Origin of the sequence: Erysipelothrix larvae, assembly GCF_001545095.1 — a bacterium.
Classification (GTDB): Bacteria; Bacillota_I; Bacilli_A; order Erysipelotrichales; family Erysipelotrichaceae; genus Erysipelothrix; species Erysipelothrix larvae.
On record NZ_CP013213.1, the window covers coordinates 1,362,143 to 1,379,277 of the forward strand.

A 17,135-nucleotide genomic window follows, 5' to 3' on the forward strand; every position below is an offset into this window, starting at 1 on the left:
AAAAGCCAAGATCATTTTAATCTTAGCCTTATGTCATTAATACATTATAAAATATCACAAACTCGTCCTACTTGGCCATCTTCAAGTCTAACCTTGATGCCATGTGGATGGTTTGGTGAGTTTGTCAGTATTTTTGATACAAACCCTTCTGTTTTTTTATGGGTGCGTTGATCTTGTTTTAAGATGACATTGACCTTTTGACCAATGGTGATATCACTTCGCTTTTTTGGATCCATAGTTACGATTTCTTCTTCCATGTGTTGATTGCTTGTTTTTGTTGGATTTGCCCTTATTACTCCAGGTCTCGTTTTTTGATGAAGCAGCATTGGATCGTGATTTCTTTTTAGGGGTTGTTTTTGATTTTGAATCACGTGGTGGTTTTGCTTCCCACTTCGATTTTGAATCACTTTTCTTACGAGTACGTTGGGGACGATCTGGCTTTTCACTGTGCTCTTGTGAAACTTTTGAGCGTGGATTGTGTTTTGGTTTCTTTTGTGCAGGTGCTTTTTTCACCCGTTGTTTTTGTTTTGGTTTCTCGCTCTTATCTTCAATTGGATACTTTTCATTCTCTAAGACTGTTAGGTTCTTATTGATGAGTTTTTCAATATCCTTAAGAAGTGGTATTTCGCGATAATTCACATAAGAGATTGAATTCCCTGAATGCCCAGCACGTCCTGTACGTCCAATGCGGTGTACATAAGTTTCGGGAACTTCGGGCATGTCAAAATTCACAACATAGTTGAGTTCGTTAATATCAATTCCCCGTGCTGCAATATCGGTTGCGACCAAGACTTGTGTATCGTAGTTTTTGAAGTTATCCAGTGCAAGTTGTCGTGCGGATTGGGATTTGTTGCCATGAATGGCTTGTGCTGAGATCCCTCGTCTCAATAAATCCTTAGTAACTCGGTCTGCACCGCGTTTTGTACGGGTAAAGACAAGCATCGGTTGGGGTATTTCTTTCGCAAGTTTTTCCAGTAAGTCAATTTTATGAATTTGATCAACGTATTGAACACTTTGGTTTACAGTATCAACTGTAGATGATACTGGTGCGACTGAAACTTGAACTGGATTGCTAAGCAAACGATCAACTATTTCTGTTACTTCTTTAGGCATGGTTGCGGAAAAGAAGAGGGTTTGTTTTTGTGCAGGAAGGCTCTTTAAGATTTTTCTAATATCGTGAATAAATCCCATATCAAGCATGCGATCTGCTTCATCAAGGATAAAGATTTCTAAGTGTGATAAATCAATGTATCCTTGGTTCATTAAGTCAATAAGACGGCCTGGTGTCGCAACTAAAATATCAATGCCACTTCGAAGTGCATTAACTTGCCGACCTTGATTTACACCACCAAAGACTACGGTTGATCGTAAAGGTAAGTAGCGTCCATAAACTCTAAAGCTATCGTTGACTTGAACACCCAGTTCACGGGTTGGTGTGAGTACAAGTGCCCGTATTTTACGGTTTTTTCCATGCTGCAATCGTTTCGCAAGTCGTTGAAGTGTTGGCACAGCAAAAGCACAGGTTTTACCGGTTCCTGTTTGTGCTAAGCCTAGGACATCACGTCCTTCTAAAGCTGCAGGTATTGTTTTCTCTTGGATGGGTGTTGGGGTTTCATACCCTTCTTCATCCAAAGCTTCTGTTATTTCTGGGATGATACCCAAATCATAAAATTCCATATTTTATATCCTCTTTTGTATGTGATAACCTTTTGATTGTCACAACCAAAAGAAAAGAGTGGTGCCACTCTTATTCACTTAATCCTTATATTTTTTAAATGAATGTATCTACCTTTGCTATAATACGTTATAAACCATCAAAAGTAAATAAGAATCTCTCAATGGGGACCGACTTCCGCGATGTACATTCATAAAAGAGAGCCGTGCGGTTTCTTGAAACAGCGAAAATCTATGGGATGTAAGCTGATGTTTTGATCGCGTAGTGTTAAGCTACACTACGCGATCATCTCTTTGCATTTCGTTTCGTATAATCTTCTTGAATCACTTGATTCCAATCTTCCATAATCATCTGTTTGCTTCGAACCGTTTTGAGAGCATGACTGATGGCTTTGTAATTGAGTTGTATCCCTTCACAATCTACATTATAATTTTGCGCACGATTGGCAGGTATTCCATAGTGTTTCGCAGTTTGAACAGCATCAATGTTTGCTCCTAAGAAGATAAATTCCCATCCAAACTCCTTTTTTTGTATTTCGATTCGCCTTTTTATGTCATCAGAGGTATACTGACTGCTTGAATTCTCATAACCATCCGTTATGATTACAAAGACGACATTGTCACTTTGAAACGCAGCTTTTGTGTTTTTGGTGACATTCATGATTTTATCGATAGACCACCCAATAGCATCAATAAGCGCTGTAGATCCTCCTACTTGGTAATCAAAAAGTGTAAGTGGTTTAACCGTCTTGATGTTTTGACGGTCATGGATGAGTTCGTGCGTGTGATTGAAAAGAAGGGTTGTCAGGATGCATTCGCCCTCACCTTCCAATTGATCATGAAGCATGGCATTATAGCCACCTAATGTATCGGATTCTAATCCTCCCATTGATCCACTTTTGTCAATGATAAAGACTAGTTCTGTATGTTTTTGTTCCATATGTTTTAGCCTCCTTATGGTGTTTACACCTTAAGGATAACCCTAAGTATGATAGATGGGGTCGCTTCATAAGCGACATCGTATCTTAGCGTCCAAGTAATTGCTGATCATATGAGAAAAGCGCTTCGTTGATTTCATAAATGTCGTAGTTATTGTTGTTGATAAAGAACATTAATATGACATCAAAAAGAAGACTTGATGACAAGGTGTATCCAGCCTTTTCTAAGAGTTCATTGGTTTCATCAAGGTTTAGTTCTAATGCGATGCACAAGGCACAAGCTGTGCGTTTACTTGGCATGTATCCGTTTTTTCGAAGTTTTGAAAATAACTTTCGATCGATATTCGCACGCTTATATACCGTTACATCGTCAAATCCTTTCATGTCAATGGTGCGCATCAGTGTGTCTGAAAAGGATTCATCCAGTTGAGGAATTGTCTGTTTGAGTGATGATTTTCTCAGTTGAACCGTTTCAGACATGAATGCTTGAGTTTCTAATAAATCAGACACATGCTGAGTGTGTATTAAATGTGTGGTAATGTATTCTTGAAGGTCATTGTGCTTGGGATTAAATAGTGTGTCTTTGTCAAATAAAACAAGGATGACATCCATTTCGTGTGTATAAAGGAAGTCTTGGATTGTTGTGGTAGCGACTTTAAGAGCGTCTTCTTTTGGATACCCATAGATGCCACTTGAGATGAGTGGAAAAGCAATGGTAGTACATCCTGCTTCAAGCGCACACGTGAGTGAATTTATATAGCACAATTCCAGCAATCTTTGAGCTTCTATTTTATGATGGTTTTGGTAAATGGGACCTGCAGTGTGAATAATACAGCGCGCATTTAGGTTGAATCCAGGAGTCATTACTGCTTCGCCTGTTTTAATCGGAGCCAGTGCATCACAGGCTTCTTGAAGCTGTTTCACCCCTGCTTTATTAAAGATTGCCCCACAGACACCCCTTCCCATACGTAGGTCTGTATTAGCTGCATTCACGATTGCATCACAGGCTAACTGTGTGATATCGGTTTTAAGAAATGATAAAGGCATTGTTAAGGATTCCTTTCGTGTTTTATTTTCGTCGTTTCTTACGAAGCCTTAATAAATCATCGATAATATTATCGAGTCCTTCGTAGAAACTTTTACTTTCAAGGATTGGAAATGCTGTGAATAAACGGATAACTGTTCTGCTTTTACTGAGTTCATCAATGCGTTTCACAAAGGCTTTTGCAAGCGGTTCATCATCACTTGATTCCGCAATCATCCTGAGTCGATCGATACTGTCTCGAATGTTATCACGATCAAACCATTGATATGCTTCTTGTAATTCATCTAGGTCGGTAAGTGTTGCACGATAGGTTTCAATGCGTTTGTCAATTTTAAGTGCAGCATTGAGTGAATTAAGAGTATCCATAATGAATACCGCGACAAGGACTATAGCACTTGTTTTTTGTATGATGGGTGGCATGAGTTGGATGATGTCTTTGGTAAAGGGATGGACAGCATACACAACAACTAGTCCAAGTACTCCAAATAGAAATGAGTTTCGTAAACAAATTCTCCCCTTTAAATTAAAGGGCCGTTTTGAGTAATCCCACCATCGTGCTTTAAACAGGGTTTCCATTAGCCATCCTGTAAAGTATTCTAAAAGTGAAGTAGATACTACTGCACTTAAAAACACTAAAAACGGGTTTGACATAAAGGGTTTTGTGATAATCACGATAATAACTGAACCAAAGCCATAGATGGGACACCACGGTCCGGATAAAAATCCCCGGTTGACTATTTTTTTTGTTCCAGCCCAACACCACACCGATTCAACAATCCATCCGATTGTACTGAAGAGTGTGAATGTTAGGATCCATTGATAACCATTCATAGTGACTCCTTTTACCTTGTTAATTGTTCTAACTATATCATAGACCATTTTTCAGTGTGTTGCATACCTAAAATTAAAAAGGAATAAGGTACGACACTTATTCCCTATTTTGAAGATGACCCGTTAATCATGCTTGTTTTTTATTTTTGACGATCAAAGTTTATAATTGGTAAGGTGAAAGCCACCTTTTTTATGAAGTGTGGTATTTTGAAGTATCGTTTATTCTTATTGAGTTTTTCTATTTCTTTCATGTCTTCAGGTGATAATTCAAAGTCAAAAATATCAATGTTTGAAATGATATGGCTTGGTGTTTTTGACCCTGGAATCACTATGTGATCAGCTTGTAAATGCCAGCGAAGTAGAATTTGAACATTCGATTTATTGTATTTTTTAGAAAGTTTCGTAAATATCGGCTCATTGATGAGATTTTTATCGCCACTTCCTAATGGATACCATGCTTCAAGAAGGATTCCCTCTTTCTTAAGAAAGTTAATGAATTCTGTTTCTTGTAGATAGGGATGGCATTCGTTTTGAACAAGTACCGGTTTGATTGTTGCGACATGAAGAAGTTTTTTAAGATTGGCTTCTCCAAAGTTGCATACGCCAATCGATTTAACTTTGCCAGAAACTACAGCTTCTTCAAGGGCTTTCCACGCACCCATTATGTCCCCTACTTCTTGGTGTAATAAGAGAAGATCCAAGTAATCTGTATCCAATCGAGAAAGTGTTTTGTCTATTGCGATTTTAGCCTTTTCATAGTTGAAATCAGCGGGCCAAATTTTAGAAGTTAAAAAGATTTCTTTTCGGGGTACTTGTGATTTTTTGAGTGCTCGACCAATGGCTTTCTCATTCAAGTAGACGTTTGCAGTATCAATTAAGCGATACCCATTGTTGAGTGCTACTTCAATACTTTGTTCGACATCAGTTGGTGAAACACGGTATGTTCCCAGTCCAAAAGCTGGAATTTCAAGTCCATTGTTCATCATAATTGCTTCCATGTATTGCTCCTTGTATCCTTGATTCAAGAATTTTCTATAATTCAATACAATCATTATAATCCTTTTTTCGCTATAAGTAACGGTGATATCAAAACTTTGTTTATAAAACAAACCGTGATAATACAGCAATGAGTCATCGTTCCTTATTAGATTGAGTCCCTATATAAACATGTTTTTTGATTTCTTGGATATCATTGTGACTACAAACCATCCCAAGGTATTCAAGACCATAAAGATGTGCGAAGCGTTTGATGGTATATTCGCCTGCTTCAAGCATCCACGGCTCAGGTGCTTCACCTTGAAATACAAAGATAAGTTTTCGACCTTTTAGCGCATCTTTTCGAACGGGTCCATAAAAGCGTTAGAATAGCGTCCGTATTGATCCACAAATGTTGTGCCAGTATACTGGTGAACCAATCACAATTGTATCGGCTTCTTTCATTTTGTTGTATACATCACTAAATTGATCACCGGATAAAGTTTGTCCATAGACACTGATGCGATAATCAGGTAACATCAATGTTTCAAACTCTATATTTTTGAGTAATAAGTGTGTGAGATAATAAGTTTGTCCGTTTTTATTGGGACTGCCATTAATGAATAGTGTTTTCATAAAAGTTCCTTTCCATAGACCACTCTTTCATTTACTTGGAAATGCTATGAGTCATTCATCACATATCGATGTCTCCTACATCCTAAGTAACTTAAATTCACTAAATCATTTAGACTCGATTCGAAGTCACGCATTTATTGGTGATTGATTATAAAAAACAGCTCTAAGTGGGCTGTTTTTTTAGGTGTGATTACTTTGATAGTGTGTGAGTGCTTTAATAAACCGTGATATACCATCCTCTAGTATCGTTTTAGGACAGGCGTAGTTCCATCGAATGAATTGGTCGCCATTTCCCCCAAAGATGTGTCCTGCTGATAAGTAAAGTCCGGTTTCTTTTCGAATATAATCGCACAGTGCTTGTGTGTCATCTGTGATATTAGAACAATCCAACCATGCAAGATAGGTCGCTTCTGATTGTATGATTTTAAGTTCACTAAATGCGCTTGTGATTGCTTGAGTGAGTGTTTCGCGATTTTCTTGTAAGATCATTAGTAACTCATTTAACCATGGTTCACCGTGATTAAACGCTGCCTCACAGGCTTGAATCGCGAAGGTATTGGGTTCAGCAACTTCATCAGTATTAATTCCTCGATGAACCTGTTTACGAACCGTTTCATTTGCGACCACAATTGCGGATGTTTGAAGTCCAGCAAGGTTGAATGTTTTTGTTGGTGAAATACAGGTTATGGTGTTTTGTGAAATGTCATGTGAGATTGATGCCATGGGTGTATACGTGTATTCTGGGTGTGTGAGATCACAGTGTATTTCGTCGCTGATTATTAGGACTTTATGTTTAATGCATAAATCTCCGACTTTCTTGAGTGTCTCTTTATCCCAGACTTTCCCAATTGGATTGTGTGGATTGCAAAAGATGAGCAATGTAGACTTTGGATCACTGAGTTTTGCTTCTAAGTCTTCAAAGTTAATTGAGTATGTTTCATTTTGATAATTAAGCTTGCTTTCAACAACAATGCGATTGTTGTTGATAATTGAGTTGTAGAATATATTGTAGACTGGTGAGAGTACGATGACATGTTCTTGGGGTTGTGTCATTTTTCGTACAATTGAAGAGATCGCAGGAACCACACCACTACAAAACATAACCCACTTGGGATCGATATCCCAATGGTGCCGTTTCTTCCACCACTTAGCAACACTGTCATAAAAGGATTGGGGCACAATATTATACCCAAACGCGTCTTGATGGGTACGGTTTAAAATGGCTTGTGTAATTGCGGGTGCAGTTTTAAAATCCATATCAGCCACCCACATAGGAAGCTCATGGTCTTCAACATCCCATTTATATGAATGAGTCCCTTTACGATTAACAGGGGTTTTAAAGTCAAAGTTCATATAGTTTCTCCTTGTGTTATGTATTCAGTATCGTTTGGATTCAGTGTTTCATCATCTGTAATGAGTGTATCAATTCCATAAGATCGGATGATTCCAGAAAGAGGGTTTTTAACACTGTCAACTGTGCTCTTTATCGTTGCATCGACGCGTGAGTATTCAAAGGCTAAATCAGTATGGGTTATGACACAATCAATGAGTTTAACGTTATCCATATAACACAAGCCTTGTTCACTTTCGATAAAGCAGTTTTTGAAGGTTATGTTCTTTGAATTCCAACCTAAGTACTCTCCAATGATGGTTGAGTCTTCAACAATCACATCTTCACAGTTCCAAAATGCATCTTTTGAGATGATCTGGGCGTCTTTAATATGGACATTCTTTGCACCATCAAAGCTATAGTTCCCATTTATTGAGAAGTTATGTACCGTCATGTTTTCGCTGTTCATTGCGAAGTAATCACCGACTGCATTAACATTGTTTAGTACAATATCTTTGCAGTGCCACAGTGTTTCTAATCCGTGAGGAATCTGCACATTGTCAAGGGTAATCTGTGATGATCGTCTGAATGTTTTAGGTGCTGCGATGATACTATCCTTGATTGATATGGTATGGGTATACCATATCCCAGAGCGTGCTGATTCAGTGAGTGTTAGATTGGATGCTTCAATGTTTTGTGCATACCAAAGCGGGTATTTCCATCTGAAGATATCATGATTAAGTTTGATATCTTTACTTTCTTTTAGTGGCGATTCCCCCGCTTCAAATACTGATTGTGAAATGCTGATATTGCGTGCTTTGAATAAAGCCCGTTCCCCTGTAAATACCTGTTGATTGATTGTTTCCATCTTTTACCTCCAGCGATTTTGTGTATTTATGCTTGTAAATCTGAAATGATTTCAGGTTTTGTGCGCGTCATTAACTTACTCCGTCCAACGATAATGAGCATCAGCGTTGCGAAGATTGTGATAAGAACTATGTTAATGATATAGGTAATACCATGGTTTGTAATAATACCGACCGATAAACTTGCACCCAATGCTGAACCAAGTTGAACCATTGACGCATTAAGTGCAAGAATAAAACTTGACTTGTTTTGCGTTGCTTGTGCAATTCCGGTATTGATTTGTAATCCAATAAACCATGATGTACCGAGCCATAAAAGGACACCTACTAAATTAAGCCATCCTAGGTTTTGGATTAATGAGAGCGCAATTACATTGATGCATTGGATTGAAACACCCATTAGCATTGATTTTTTGTAGCCGAGTTTATCAGATACTTGACCCCCAATATAATTACCCGTAAAACATGCAACACCAATCAAAACGAGAATGAGGCTCATGGATGCTTCAATGTTGGGTACAACATCGATGAGATAAGGCGTTAAGAAGGTATTCAATGCTCCCATTCCCACAAAGATAACAAGTGTTGAAATAAGTACCGTCAGTGTCTCCCGATCCTTCATTAAGATAAGTTCGTTTTTAAGTTTAATGCCTTCTTGCGTTTGATTTTGACTTTTTAGATACGTGATGAAATATACAAGACACAGCGTCATAATTCCTGCCATAATTGTGAATATTTCACGCCATCCTAATATTGAAGATAACGCACGGGTTGCGGGGACACCAATTACAAGTGCAGTAGCATTCCCTGCAATTAGTAAAGCCATGGTTCGTCCTTGGCGGTTTTTATCTGAAAGTGAGACGACTACTGATATTGCAAGGACGTTGTATGTGTTGGCACTCACCCCTGACATAAATCGGATGATTAAAAGTTGAGTAAAGTCTTGAGTTAATACAAGTCCAAGTGTGAGTAAGATTGTAGTGAGTAACATTACCTTCAGTAGTTTGACACGATCTATTTTGTGAAACAGAATGAGGGATACAGGCACTCCAAATGCACCGCCGTATGCAAACATTGTATTGAGTAGTCCTGTATTCGCAACCGATATATTTAATGAATCAGCAACTTGGTCAATGATTCCATTAAATACGGAAGCATTCATTGCGAGTATAAAACTCATGACTGCGAACATGAGTATTGTAGTTGAGCTTTTCTTCATGGGTTCTCCTTAGTGACTGTGCATGGTTGATTTCACATGCGTAGTGTGGTACGTCAATTTATGAATAGGGTTCCACTGATTCACAGTCTACACGATAGAGTTCGCTCTAAGTCAAGGTGTAGTAAGACAATTGAAAATTAATTTCATCGTTTACGCATAATCGTCGCTAATTATGAATTATTTTATGGATCGACCCATTTCTTCTTATCATAGGTTTTTGGAGTAATAATCATGATCAATTGGTTAGCATGACATTGTGATGCGATTGTTTACATTTTATGTGTTCAATCAATTTAGATCGCTTTTGACACATAAGGGATTTTATTTAGGATGGAAGGTTGTTGATTACCTTTGACAGTTGGTTAAAAAAAAAGAGTCTTTTGGACTCTTCTTAGTGGCTCATTTGAGCATCTACAATAACGGCTGCTGTCGCAGCACCTGTAACATTAGTTGCTGTGCGTGCCATATCAACGAGGGCTGATATTGGTGCAAGAACGACGATGATTTCAATGGGTAATCCTGCAGCTGTAAGGACTGCTGTTGCGGAAATGGTAGCAGTTCCTGGGACACCTGCTGTACCGAAGGATACGATAATTGAGTATACAATTAGCAGTACATATTGTATTGGTGTAAATGGGATGTTAAGCGCGTTGATACTAAAGATTGCTAGGAGCATTGGCCACATACCTGTACATCCTGGCATTCCAGTATTCGCACCCAATCCGGATACAAAAGATGCGACATCTTCCTTAACATCGAGTTTATGAATCAAGCGTTCAACAGTTACGGGTACTGTACCAATACTGCTTTGGGATGTAAAAGCAACCACTTGTGCTTCAAAGATTCCTTTGAAGAATTTGATAGGGTTCATTTTTCCAAATAGCAAAACCAGTGTTCCATGAACAAGATAGGTTTGAATCATACTGATACCATATGCAATCAATATAATGGAAACAAAGGTTGTGAGATCTTTAGCACTATCCCTAGTCACAACATTCGCAATAAATGCCACAACCGCATACGGTGTGAGTTTGATAATTGATTTCACAATTTGTCCGATTAAGGCATTCATTGCTTCCGCAAAATCAATCAGTATCTTCCCTTGTGTTTCGTTTTTTGTATTGATATGAACCAAAGCTATTCCAACCATGATTGCGAAGATGATGATAGGAATCACTTGATTACTTGCAGCATGTTCAACGATATTGGATGGGAAGAAGGATACCAAGGTTTCAATGATGGTTGGTACTTCTTTTGCAGTTGCATCGGTTGGTAATGTCAGATTAAATCCTGATCCAACCTTTAAAGATCCTGCAATGATTAAGGTTAAGGTACTTGCAAGAAATGTATTAAGGAGTAACCAAAATAAACTTCTCAGTCCCAATGATTTTAAGCGTTCAAGGTTATTAAGCTTTGAAATACTGTGAATAATACTAAATAGTAGTAGTGGTACAACAATGGCACTGATAAGGCGTGTAAAGATGGTTCCAAATATTGAAACATATTCAGTATGTCCTTGGAATGCAAATCCAAGGATTAAACCAAATAGCATCGCAAAGATCGTTCTTAATCCAAAGTTAACGTGTTTCTTTTCAAATTGATATAATATCCAAAATATAGCCAGCGCAACGGCTAAAGCAATCCATGATAAATTCATTATTTTTCTTTTAATTGATATACAGGTTCAATAGCTTTATCTGTATATCTTCTCTCTTTCTATGTCAAAAAAAAAGACACAAGTCGTGTCAATGTGTAAAATGGTATTCATAAATGGTTTTACCCACAACATCGACATGATAAAAATAATTGATTTATTCTCCCCTTTTCATAACATATACAATCTAACATTCTCATGATTGTCCTCCCTTAAGCATATAAACATATATGCTTACTTAGGTTAACATAAGGCATCAATGTTTTCAATGAAGATGCTCACTGATACATTTTCATTTCTTATGGTTCATGATACTGTTGTGATCGTTTATTTTCTGGGTAGATGTTGTGAAACAGGCACAGAGTTGGTATGATTCTAATGAGAAAACAAGTAAAACTTTATCTATGGTTTCTTGAATCACGGAGGGAATATGAAAACAATGGAAAATTGCACGATGTATCTTAAGGCTGCGGTGAATCTGTATGGTCTTTTGACTTACCAACAATTTGTGGATGTTTATAATCATTATGAAAAAACATCGGTTACAATTTCTGATTTTAAAGGGTTTATACTAGAGAATCTGGCGTTTTTTGATGAGTCTAATATTCTATATCATGATTTGCTGGGTGTCCCTTGGTTTTTTAACGAGATTGATGAATCAATGATTGATGATTTTTTATCTGACCGTTCTACAATCAAGCCCTATTTGCCAGAGAAACAGGAATTCTTAAAGTATACGAGTTCTTCGTATCACCAAGAAAGCGACGCGTATCAAAATTTGAAGCATATTGTCAAGATATGTTGTTTACAATCAGAAATTGATAACCCTGATATCATTGATGATATTGTTGATGACGCATTTGCGGACATACAAGTTGGTGCCAAAATGACCCCCTTCTTTGATTGGATTTTTGCCTGTCTTGAAGGAGTCGTTGAAGAACAGAGCATGAATGTTACTTTTGCAGCAATTCAGGTCATTGATCATGTACGGTCTTTTCACATCTTTGGTAATACCTTAGTTGAAATTGGAGGTTCTTTTATGGATTACCTAAAAGAATATCAAACCGCCCAGCAATTAGGGCCGCGTTACCAATACATTGAGACATCGAAACCTGCACGTAAATCTGAAATTAAAATCATTGAATATGCTACAGCGGCTTCTAATTTATATGGTGTGATTAGCATTCAAGACTTTGTTGAGTTGTATAACCATTATGAGAAAAAGCCCATTACTGTTGAGTATGCAAATTCGGTGTTTGAATCGACTGGTCCCCTAGCTTTTTACGCTCACGAAAAAAACATCCAGAGTTATTTATTTGATCCAAAGGATGATGAGAGTTATGAGGAGGTTAAAACAATCGTAACAAATCAGTTTGGTATGTCGCGATATGTTCCTTCAAAAAAAGAATTCTTGAAGTATGTGTCAGCGGAGTATTTAGAACCCACGCTTCCATATCAATCGTTCAAGAAATTTCTAATGGAACATAAGCTTTTGAATAAAAAGAATGAATTTTATTATGATTTATGCATTGAAGAAATTCATGAGGCTGTCTTAGTTGGCTGGTCTTTTAGCGATATTATTGACTATCTTCGTGAAAGAATTGTCCCCATTGATTCTGATGAAGTTGAATTGGAACTTTATCATCTTCTGATTAATATAATGAATAACACCCGTCTATTTTCATCCAATGGACATACACCAAATGAACGTGGAAAAATGACGTTTAATTTAGATATTAATGAAATACAAAACGACCAGTTTGTCAATGCTTCGCGTAATAAACCCTGTCCATGTGGTAGCGGTAAAAAGTATAAGAACTGTCATGGTAAGTTGAACTAGGATAGCTAAGATAATCTAATAAAAAAAACGAGTAGATCCATTGAGACGTGTTCTCATGATCTGCTCGTTTTCTTTATTTGCTACTTATCAGTCCACTCAAAATTCGTTGTACCTGCACCCAGTTCAAAGTGATATTTCACAATCCCTAAATCTGCTCCGGTATATACCCCATTGTCACAGGTTATGGATACCTTGTTTTCTTTTCCTGTGATGAAGAATGCTTGTTTGTTTCGGGCAGTTGGTGCAAGCAATGCAGCTTCAATGCCTTGATTAAACCAAGCTGGTGGTTGTCCTTCATAGTGACTGATTGCTTCGGTTGGTTTTGATTTATGAGGAACCCCTTGATTCACGCCATAACCTAAAGCAATAACACCAATAACCGTATCACCATTTACTAGGGTTGGTGTTGACTTCTTGTTGAAGGTTTCGCCAATCCACCATGTATTCAACCCTAATGATTGCGCATAGAGGATAATATCTGCACCACTGTATCCAAGTTTTTCATCGAGATTGGATGCGTCTTTCCCTGATAAAATAATGGTGTTTTTTACCGTCTTAGCCATCAGAAACTTTGTCACGGTTCCAAAGGCACGGGTATCATTGGTCAAGAGTTTCATTGAGAGGTTATACGTTTTGTTATGATGCTCAGTACGGGTATTGATGGCATCAATGTGTTCTTGTGTCAGTGGTTTATCCATGTACTTACGTACAGTGTGGCGAGTGCTCATTGCTTCAAATAGTGTCATACCCTGCTCCTTATTTCTTTCTGATACAATTTTATCGCAAAGTTGGTATGAATGCAAAAAAGTTTATGATGGACACTTAGACTATTTATACGGGATGCTTGATTAAATTGCACAATTTATGTGGGGTATGATTTCATTTGGTCAAGACAACTTTTATATACGATTTTCATTATTAAACAATTTTTGAACCATGGAAGTAACATTCATAGATCTTTTGACCTTTGAAACAAATGTCTTCATATCCTTGAAACCACATCATATCGCCAGTCACGTTGCATTGATAGATAAACCCGTTTTCTTCATAATAATGAGGGCCGCGATACGGCATGTCTTGTGTACAATGAAGGAGTGCTGCCTTAAGAAAGTCACCACTAAAATTAGGACCGATAACACGACCACTGTAATTCATGGCATAGATTGGGGTGTCGTGGTTCCATACCACTTCTTCACCACAGAATGATTCGCCACCATAAAAGGTATCAATATAAGTGAACGGATGCTTCTTGTACTCATAGTCATGTGATCCAGATCGTATGCTTTCACATTTTGGACCTTTCCCTGCATATGTGTGTTTCTTTGCTTCAACTAGAAATTCAATGAGTCCTTCGTGTGCTATTTCTTCAGTTTTCGGGTGTATCTGACATGTTTCATCTTTTACAAGATAGTCTACACTCACATGGAATAGTTCACTAAGTTGGATTAAATTGGTGATATCTGGGTAGGATTGTCCGCTTTCCCATTTCGCAACTGCTTGTCGTGAAACACTTAATGCATCAGCAAGACGTTCTTGAGTATATCCTTTATTTCGACGAATGAGGGTGAGTTTTTCTGAAAATATCATGATGGTTTGCTCCTTTATGTTTATACCCTGATTTTACACCTCAATAGGGGTAAAAATAAATAAAGCGGTGGTTGATTTATGCACCTTGTGGTTGCATATCACTTTACCACAGCTTTATTGTGTCTCTAAGTATTCACTAAGATTTTGAAAATACACCCTTTTATCCTTGAGTCAATGGTGAGCATGATTGCTTCTTATATAAAGGGCTGTTTAGGATTACTCGATTTCGATGTTGTTTTTTTGTGCCCACTCAATCGCAATATTCTTATAGGTCTCATCGCGATATGCATACCATAGATGTGTGAGTCTGAGACGATCTGTTTGTGCTCGAAACTTCCTGAAGGCACCTTTTTGGCGAATTGCACTCAATAATTGATCACGAAATGGCTCGGGTTGTTCATAGCAAAACTGTTTCATGATTCGATAATCATTGATTTCTCTGACATCTGGTAGTGAGATAAACCGTGCTTCATCATGGGATCGTAGTGCTTCGAAATCATCAATTTCATCCCGACTGATTTGATCATAATAAATGAAAATGAAGTGATTCTCTTTTTTATCAAAATATATGGTCGTATCATGATTAATTTCTTCAATTGCATCAATTAGTTCTGAAAGTTTGATTGCCACAGTTTCTCCTTTGTTAACTCATCTTGACTGAGATTATGTGTTGTATAGTACGATACATGTACTGTTTGGATTTAGAGTTTACTGAGTTCATCCATCATGGCGGGTCTGTTTTTATAGCGAACTTGCCAGTCCCCTACAATCATGTTGACTCGATGTGGACCATTTGGATATGTTAGCATTCTTCTTAGTAGCCCCACAAGTTCTTGATAGTAGCGTCGATTCGTAGCGTGTACCGACAGAATCATCAGCTCTCTTTCAAACATTTCTAAGCACTCCTTTGGATATAAGGGTTTTAAAACATCTTCATATATCAGGAGTTTATTGATGTTTGAATCTTGAACGCGTGCAAGCAGGCGATCATACAGTTTGTCTTCTTTATAAAAGTCATCCAAAGCATCACTCTTACCCAGTGATTCAAAGATAATCTCACGTTTTATGTCCCATTCTTCAGGTGTACATAATGACTTGAGTTCTTTGTATAGTTTTAAATCTCCAGGCGTGTAATCTATAAGGCACTGATACAGTTCTGCTTCATATTCAGCCTCTAGTTTTAAGTGTTTGTAGATGTGACGAAGGAGTTCACTGTATTGTTTGAGCTGTCCGTTTCGATCTTGGTCCACTATTTTTCCTTCTTTTAGCACTCGGATTGCTTCTTCATAGGCTTCATCCTTCATACATTCTTGGACATAATAGATTCGAATGGTTGGAACGTTTATGTACTCAAGGCAGTATTGTCTCATCACTTCGGGTGATTCATTATTCGCACTCATGAGTTGTATATGTCGCAATCGGTATTTTCCGTTATTGTAATATTCTAACCATGAATTATTGCCTTCAAGTGAATCTAATTGTTTTTGTACGTAATTGAGCTTTGGTTGAATGAACTCATGTTCATGGAAGTTGTCTAAGAGGAAGGTTTCAATTGATTCTTCTGCATAATCAATCATTTTACCATGACTGTATTCCATAAACCATTGAAACAGTATGCGTTTGTCTTCAAGGCTGCTTTGATTATGAATTTCCAGCCACATTGATGTACATATTGATTCAATATCACCAAAACCACCATTAGAATCATCAAAGTCTTGATTTGCAAGCATGATATACAGATAGGTTGACAGTTCAAAAGCTTCCATGGTGTGCCCTTGTTGGATTAGCACTTCCACTTGTTCATGCAAGAAGTTTCTTAAATCCGTGATGAATGAAAATGCATTGTTATAATCAATGAAGCCGTGATTCCTTGAATAGGTTGTGAATATTCGTTTGATGTCTTTTTTGTAGCGTAAAACATCCTCAGAAGACACTTCAGCCCTAACAAAGCGTTTAAATTGATTATACAAACCTTCGTTTGTTTTAAAAATTTCTTCTAAGAAAGCACTGAGTTCGTCGTGTGTTGCATGATCGAGCGTTTTCTTGATATTAAGTGTATGATCGTGTTGTGTTGAATTTTGATGACCACCTTGTGCATTATGATGGTCATCATAGTGATATAAAACAGCCGCCATATGTTTGCAGAGATCGTGATTCGTAGCATAGGGACAGTCACAATATACTTCATAGTTTTGTGGATCGTATGTGTCAATCACAACATCATAATCACGGGACCCACAAACTGTAGCAGTGATGATGTTTCCTTGAACAGCAAAATCCATAACCATGCCATCTTCGTAATACTCATACCCTCCACTGAGGATCCGATTACTAAAAAACTTCTTCCATTCCATCCTTACACCGCCTCCTTTGTGTATCAGTTCACATCGTGCCTTAATTGTATAATGCATGCATTGTTTCATAACATCATGATTGCTTGAAAGTATTAGGTTTGTGATCTGCATCGCATCACTCATGATTAATTCCATATACTCACTTTAACACGTGGTTTAAGATGATTCAATGGTTATCTACAGTAC

Annotated in this window: 16 protein-coding genes; 1 reads left to right on the forward strand and 15 read right to left on the reverse strand. The window is 37.6% G+C overall.

The window, feature by feature from the left end:
- Positions 1 to 44: 44 nt before the first annotated feature.
- The 11 genes from AOC36_RS06380 to AOC36_RS06430 all read right to left on the reverse strand — a co-directional run bounded on the left by AOC36_RS06380 (position 45) and on the right by AOC36_RS06430 (position 11,171).
- Complete coding sequence (locus AOC36_RS06380; RefSeq protein ID WP_067632572.1) at positions 45 to 236, reverse strand: YwbE family protein; 192 nt, start codon at positions 234 to 236, stop codon at positions 45 to 47.
- Positions 214 to 1,677, reverse strand: a complete 1,464-nt coding sequence (locus AOC36_RS06385; RefSeq protein ID WP_067632574.1) for a DEAD/DEAH box helicase — start codon at positions 1,675 to 1,677, stop codon at positions 214 to 216. The genes AOC36_RS06380 and AOC36_RS06385 overlap by 23 nt, the downstream gene beginning before the upstream one ends.
- Positions 1,678 to 1,960: 283 nt before the next feature.
- On the reverse strand, positions 1,961 to 2,614 hold the full coding sequence (locus tag AOC36_RS06390) for a vWA domain-containing protein (RefSeq protein ID WP_067632576.1): 654 nt from the start codon (positions 2,612 to 2,614) through the stop codon (positions 1,961 to 1,963).
- An 85-nt stretch (positions 2,615 to 2,699) separates the two neighbouring features.
- The gene (locus AOC36_RS06395; protein ID WP_067632578.1) at positions 2,700 to 3,659 is read right to left on the reverse strand and encodes a macro domain-containing protein; all 960 of its coding nucleotides are present in this window, start codon (positions 3,657 to 3,659) and stop codon (positions 2,700 to 2,702) included.
- A gap of 22 nt (positions 3,660 to 3,681) precedes the next feature.
- On the reverse strand, positions 3,682 to 4,488 hold the full coding sequence (locus AOC36_RS06400) for a putative ABC transporter permease (RefSeq protein ID WP_067632580.1): 807 nt from the start codon (positions 4,486 to 4,488) through the stop codon (positions 3,682 to 3,684).
- Between the two features lie 140 nt (positions 4,489 to 4,628).
- Positions 4,629 to 5,486 carry an aldo/keto reductase gene (locus AOC36_RS06405; RefSeq protein WP_067632582.1) on the reverse strand — a complete coding sequence of 286 codons (858 nt, stop codon included), beginning with the start codon at positions 5,484 to 5,486 and terminating at the stop codon, positions 4,629 to 4,631.
- Positions 5,487 to 5,847: 361 nt separating this feature from the next.
- Positions 5,848 to 6,099 (reverse strand): flavodoxin family protein, encoded by a 252-nt coding sequence (locus AOC36_RS12475; RefSeq protein WP_232505350.1) that lies wholly within the window; start codon positions 6,097 to 6,099, stop codon positions 5,848 to 5,850.
- A gap of 180 nt (positions 6,100 to 6,279) precedes the next feature.
- Positions 6,280 to 7,452, reverse strand: coding sequence for a MalY/PatB family protein (locus AOC36_RS06415; protein WP_067632584.1), 1,173 nt, complete (start codon positions 7,450 to 7,452; stop codon positions 6,280 to 6,282).
- The gene (locus AOC36_RS06420; RefSeq protein WP_067632586.1) at positions 7,449 to 8,297 is read right to left on the reverse strand and encodes a DUF3737 family protein; all 849 of its coding nucleotides are present in this window, start codon (positions 8,295 to 8,297) and stop codon (positions 7,449 to 7,451) included. Before AOC36_RS06420 ends, AOC36_RS06415 begins: the two co-directional genes overlap by 4 nt.
- Positions 8,298 to 8,323: 26 nt before the next feature.
- A complete protein-coding gene (locus tag AOC36_RS06425) occupies positions 8,324 to 9,514 on the reverse strand; it encodes an MFS transporter (protein WP_067632588.1) in 1,191 nt (396 codons plus the stop codon).
- A 391-nt stretch (positions 9,515 to 9,905) separates the two neighbouring features.
- Positions 9,906 to 11,171, reverse strand: coding sequence for a dicarboxylate/amino acid:cation symporter (locus AOC36_RS06430; RefSeq protein WP_067632590.1), 1,266 nt, complete (start codon positions 11,169 to 11,171; stop codon positions 9,906 to 9,908).
- A gap of 427 nt (positions 11,172 to 11,598) precedes the next feature.
- On the opposite strand from AOC36_RS06430, the gene AOC36_RS06435 reads away from it, so the two are divergent.
- Positions 11,599 to 13,008: an SEC-C domain-containing protein gene (locus AOC36_RS06435; protein ID WP_067632593.1), complete on the forward strand. Its 1,410-nt coding sequence runs from the start codon at positions 11,599 to 11,601 to the stop codon at positions 13,006 to 13,008.
- 80 nt (positions 13,009 to 13,088) lie between these two features.
- On the opposite strand, the gene AOC36_RS06440 is transcribed toward AOC36_RS06435, so the two are convergent.
- The 4 genes from AOC36_RS06440 to AOC36_RS06455 form a co-directional block, all read right to left on the reverse strand.
- Positions 13,089 to 13,754 carry a nitroreductase family protein gene (locus AOC36_RS06440; RefSeq protein ID WP_067632595.1) on the reverse strand — a complete coding sequence of 222 codons (666 nt, stop codon included), beginning with the start codon at positions 13,752 to 13,754 and terminating at the stop codon, positions 13,089 to 13,091.
- A 172-nt stretch (positions 13,755 to 13,926) separates the two neighbouring features.
- Positions 13,927 to 14,595, reverse strand: a complete 669-nt coding sequence (locus AOC36_RS06445) for a DUF5680 domain-containing protein (protein ID WP_067632597.1) — start codon at positions 14,593 to 14,595, stop codon at positions 13,927 to 13,929.
- A gap of 216 nt (positions 14,596 to 14,811) precedes the next feature.
- Positions 14,812 to 15,225 carry a UPF0158 family protein gene (locus AOC36_RS06450; protein WP_067632600.1) on the reverse strand — a complete coding sequence of 138 codons (414 nt, stop codon included), beginning with the start codon at positions 15,223 to 15,225 and terminating at the stop codon, positions 14,812 to 14,814.
- Positions 15,226 to 15,296: 71 nt separating this feature from the next.
- The gene (locus tag AOC36_RS06455) at positions 15,297 to 17,084 is read right to left on the reverse strand and encodes an SWIM zinc finger family protein (protein WP_078055099.1); all 1,788 of its coding nucleotides are present in this window, start codon (positions 17,082 to 17,084) and stop codon (positions 15,297 to 15,299) included.
- Between the last annotated feature and the right edge of the window lie 51 nt (positions 17,085 to 17,135).

What these genes read in the sequence shown, in the direction of transcription:
- AOC36_RS06380 (WP_067632572.1), bottom strand. Translation starts at nt 236, where the DNA reads ATGGATCCAAAAAAGCGAAGTGATATCACCATTGGTCAAAAGGTCAAT.
- AOC36_RS06385 (WP_067632574.1), bottom strand. Translation starts at nt 1,677, where the DNA reads ATGGAATTTTATGATTTGGGTATCATCCCAGAAATAACAGAAGCTTTG.
- AOC36_RS06390 (WP_067632576.1), bottom strand. Translation starts at nt 2,614, where the DNA reads ATGGAACAAAAACATACAGAACTAGTCTTTATCATTGACAAAAGTGGA.
- AOC36_RS06395 (WP_067632578.1), bottom strand. Translation starts at nt 3,659, where the DNA reads ATGCCTTTATCATTTCTTAAAACCGATATCACACAGTTAGCCTGTGAT.
- AOC36_RS06400 (WP_067632580.1), bottom strand. Translation starts at nt 4,488, where the DNA reads ATGAATGGTTATCAATGGATCCTAACATTCACACTCTTCAGTACAATC.
- AOC36_RS06405 (WP_067632582.1), bottom strand. Translation starts at nt 5,486, where the DNA reads ATGGAAGCAATTATGATGAACAATGGACTTGAAATTCCAGCTTTTGGA.
- AOC36_RS12475 (WP_232505350.1), bottom strand. Translation starts at nt 6,099, where the DNA reads ATGAAAACACTATTCATTAATGGCAGTCCCAATAAAAACGGACAAACT.
- AOC36_RS06415 (WP_067632584.1), bottom strand. Translation starts at nt 7,452, where the DNA reads ATGAACTTTGACTTTAAAACCCCTGTTAATCGTAAAGGGACTCATTCA.
- AOC36_RS06420 (WP_067632586.1), bottom strand. Translation starts at nt 8,297, where the DNA reads ATGGAAACAATCAATCAACAGGTATTTACAGGGGAACGGGCTTTATTC.
- AOC36_RS06425 (WP_067632588.1), bottom strand. Translation starts at nt 9,514, where the DNA reads ATGAAGAAAAGCTCAACTACAATACTCATGTTCGCAGTCATGAGTTTT.
- AOC36_RS06430 (WP_067632590.1), bottom strand. Translation starts at nt 11,171, where the DNA reads ATGAATTTATCATGGATTGCTTTAGCCGTTGCGCTGGCTATATTTTGG.
- AOC36_RS06435 (WP_067632593.1), top strand. Translation starts at nt 11,599, where the DNA reads ATGAAAACAATGGAAAATTGCACGATGTATCTTAAGGCTGCGGTGAAT.
- AOC36_RS06440 (WP_067632595.1), bottom strand. Translation starts at nt 13,754, where the DNA reads ATGACACTATTTGAAGCAATGAGCACTCGCCACACTGTACGTAAGTAC.
- AOC36_RS06445 (WP_067632597.1), bottom strand. Translation starts at nt 14,595, where the DNA reads ATGATATTTTCAGAAAAACTCACCCTCATTCGTCGAAATAAAGGATAT.
- AOC36_RS06455 (WP_078055099.1), bottom strand. Translation starts at nt 17,084, where the DNA reads ATGGAATTAATCATGAGTGATGCGATGCAGATCACAAACCTAATACTT.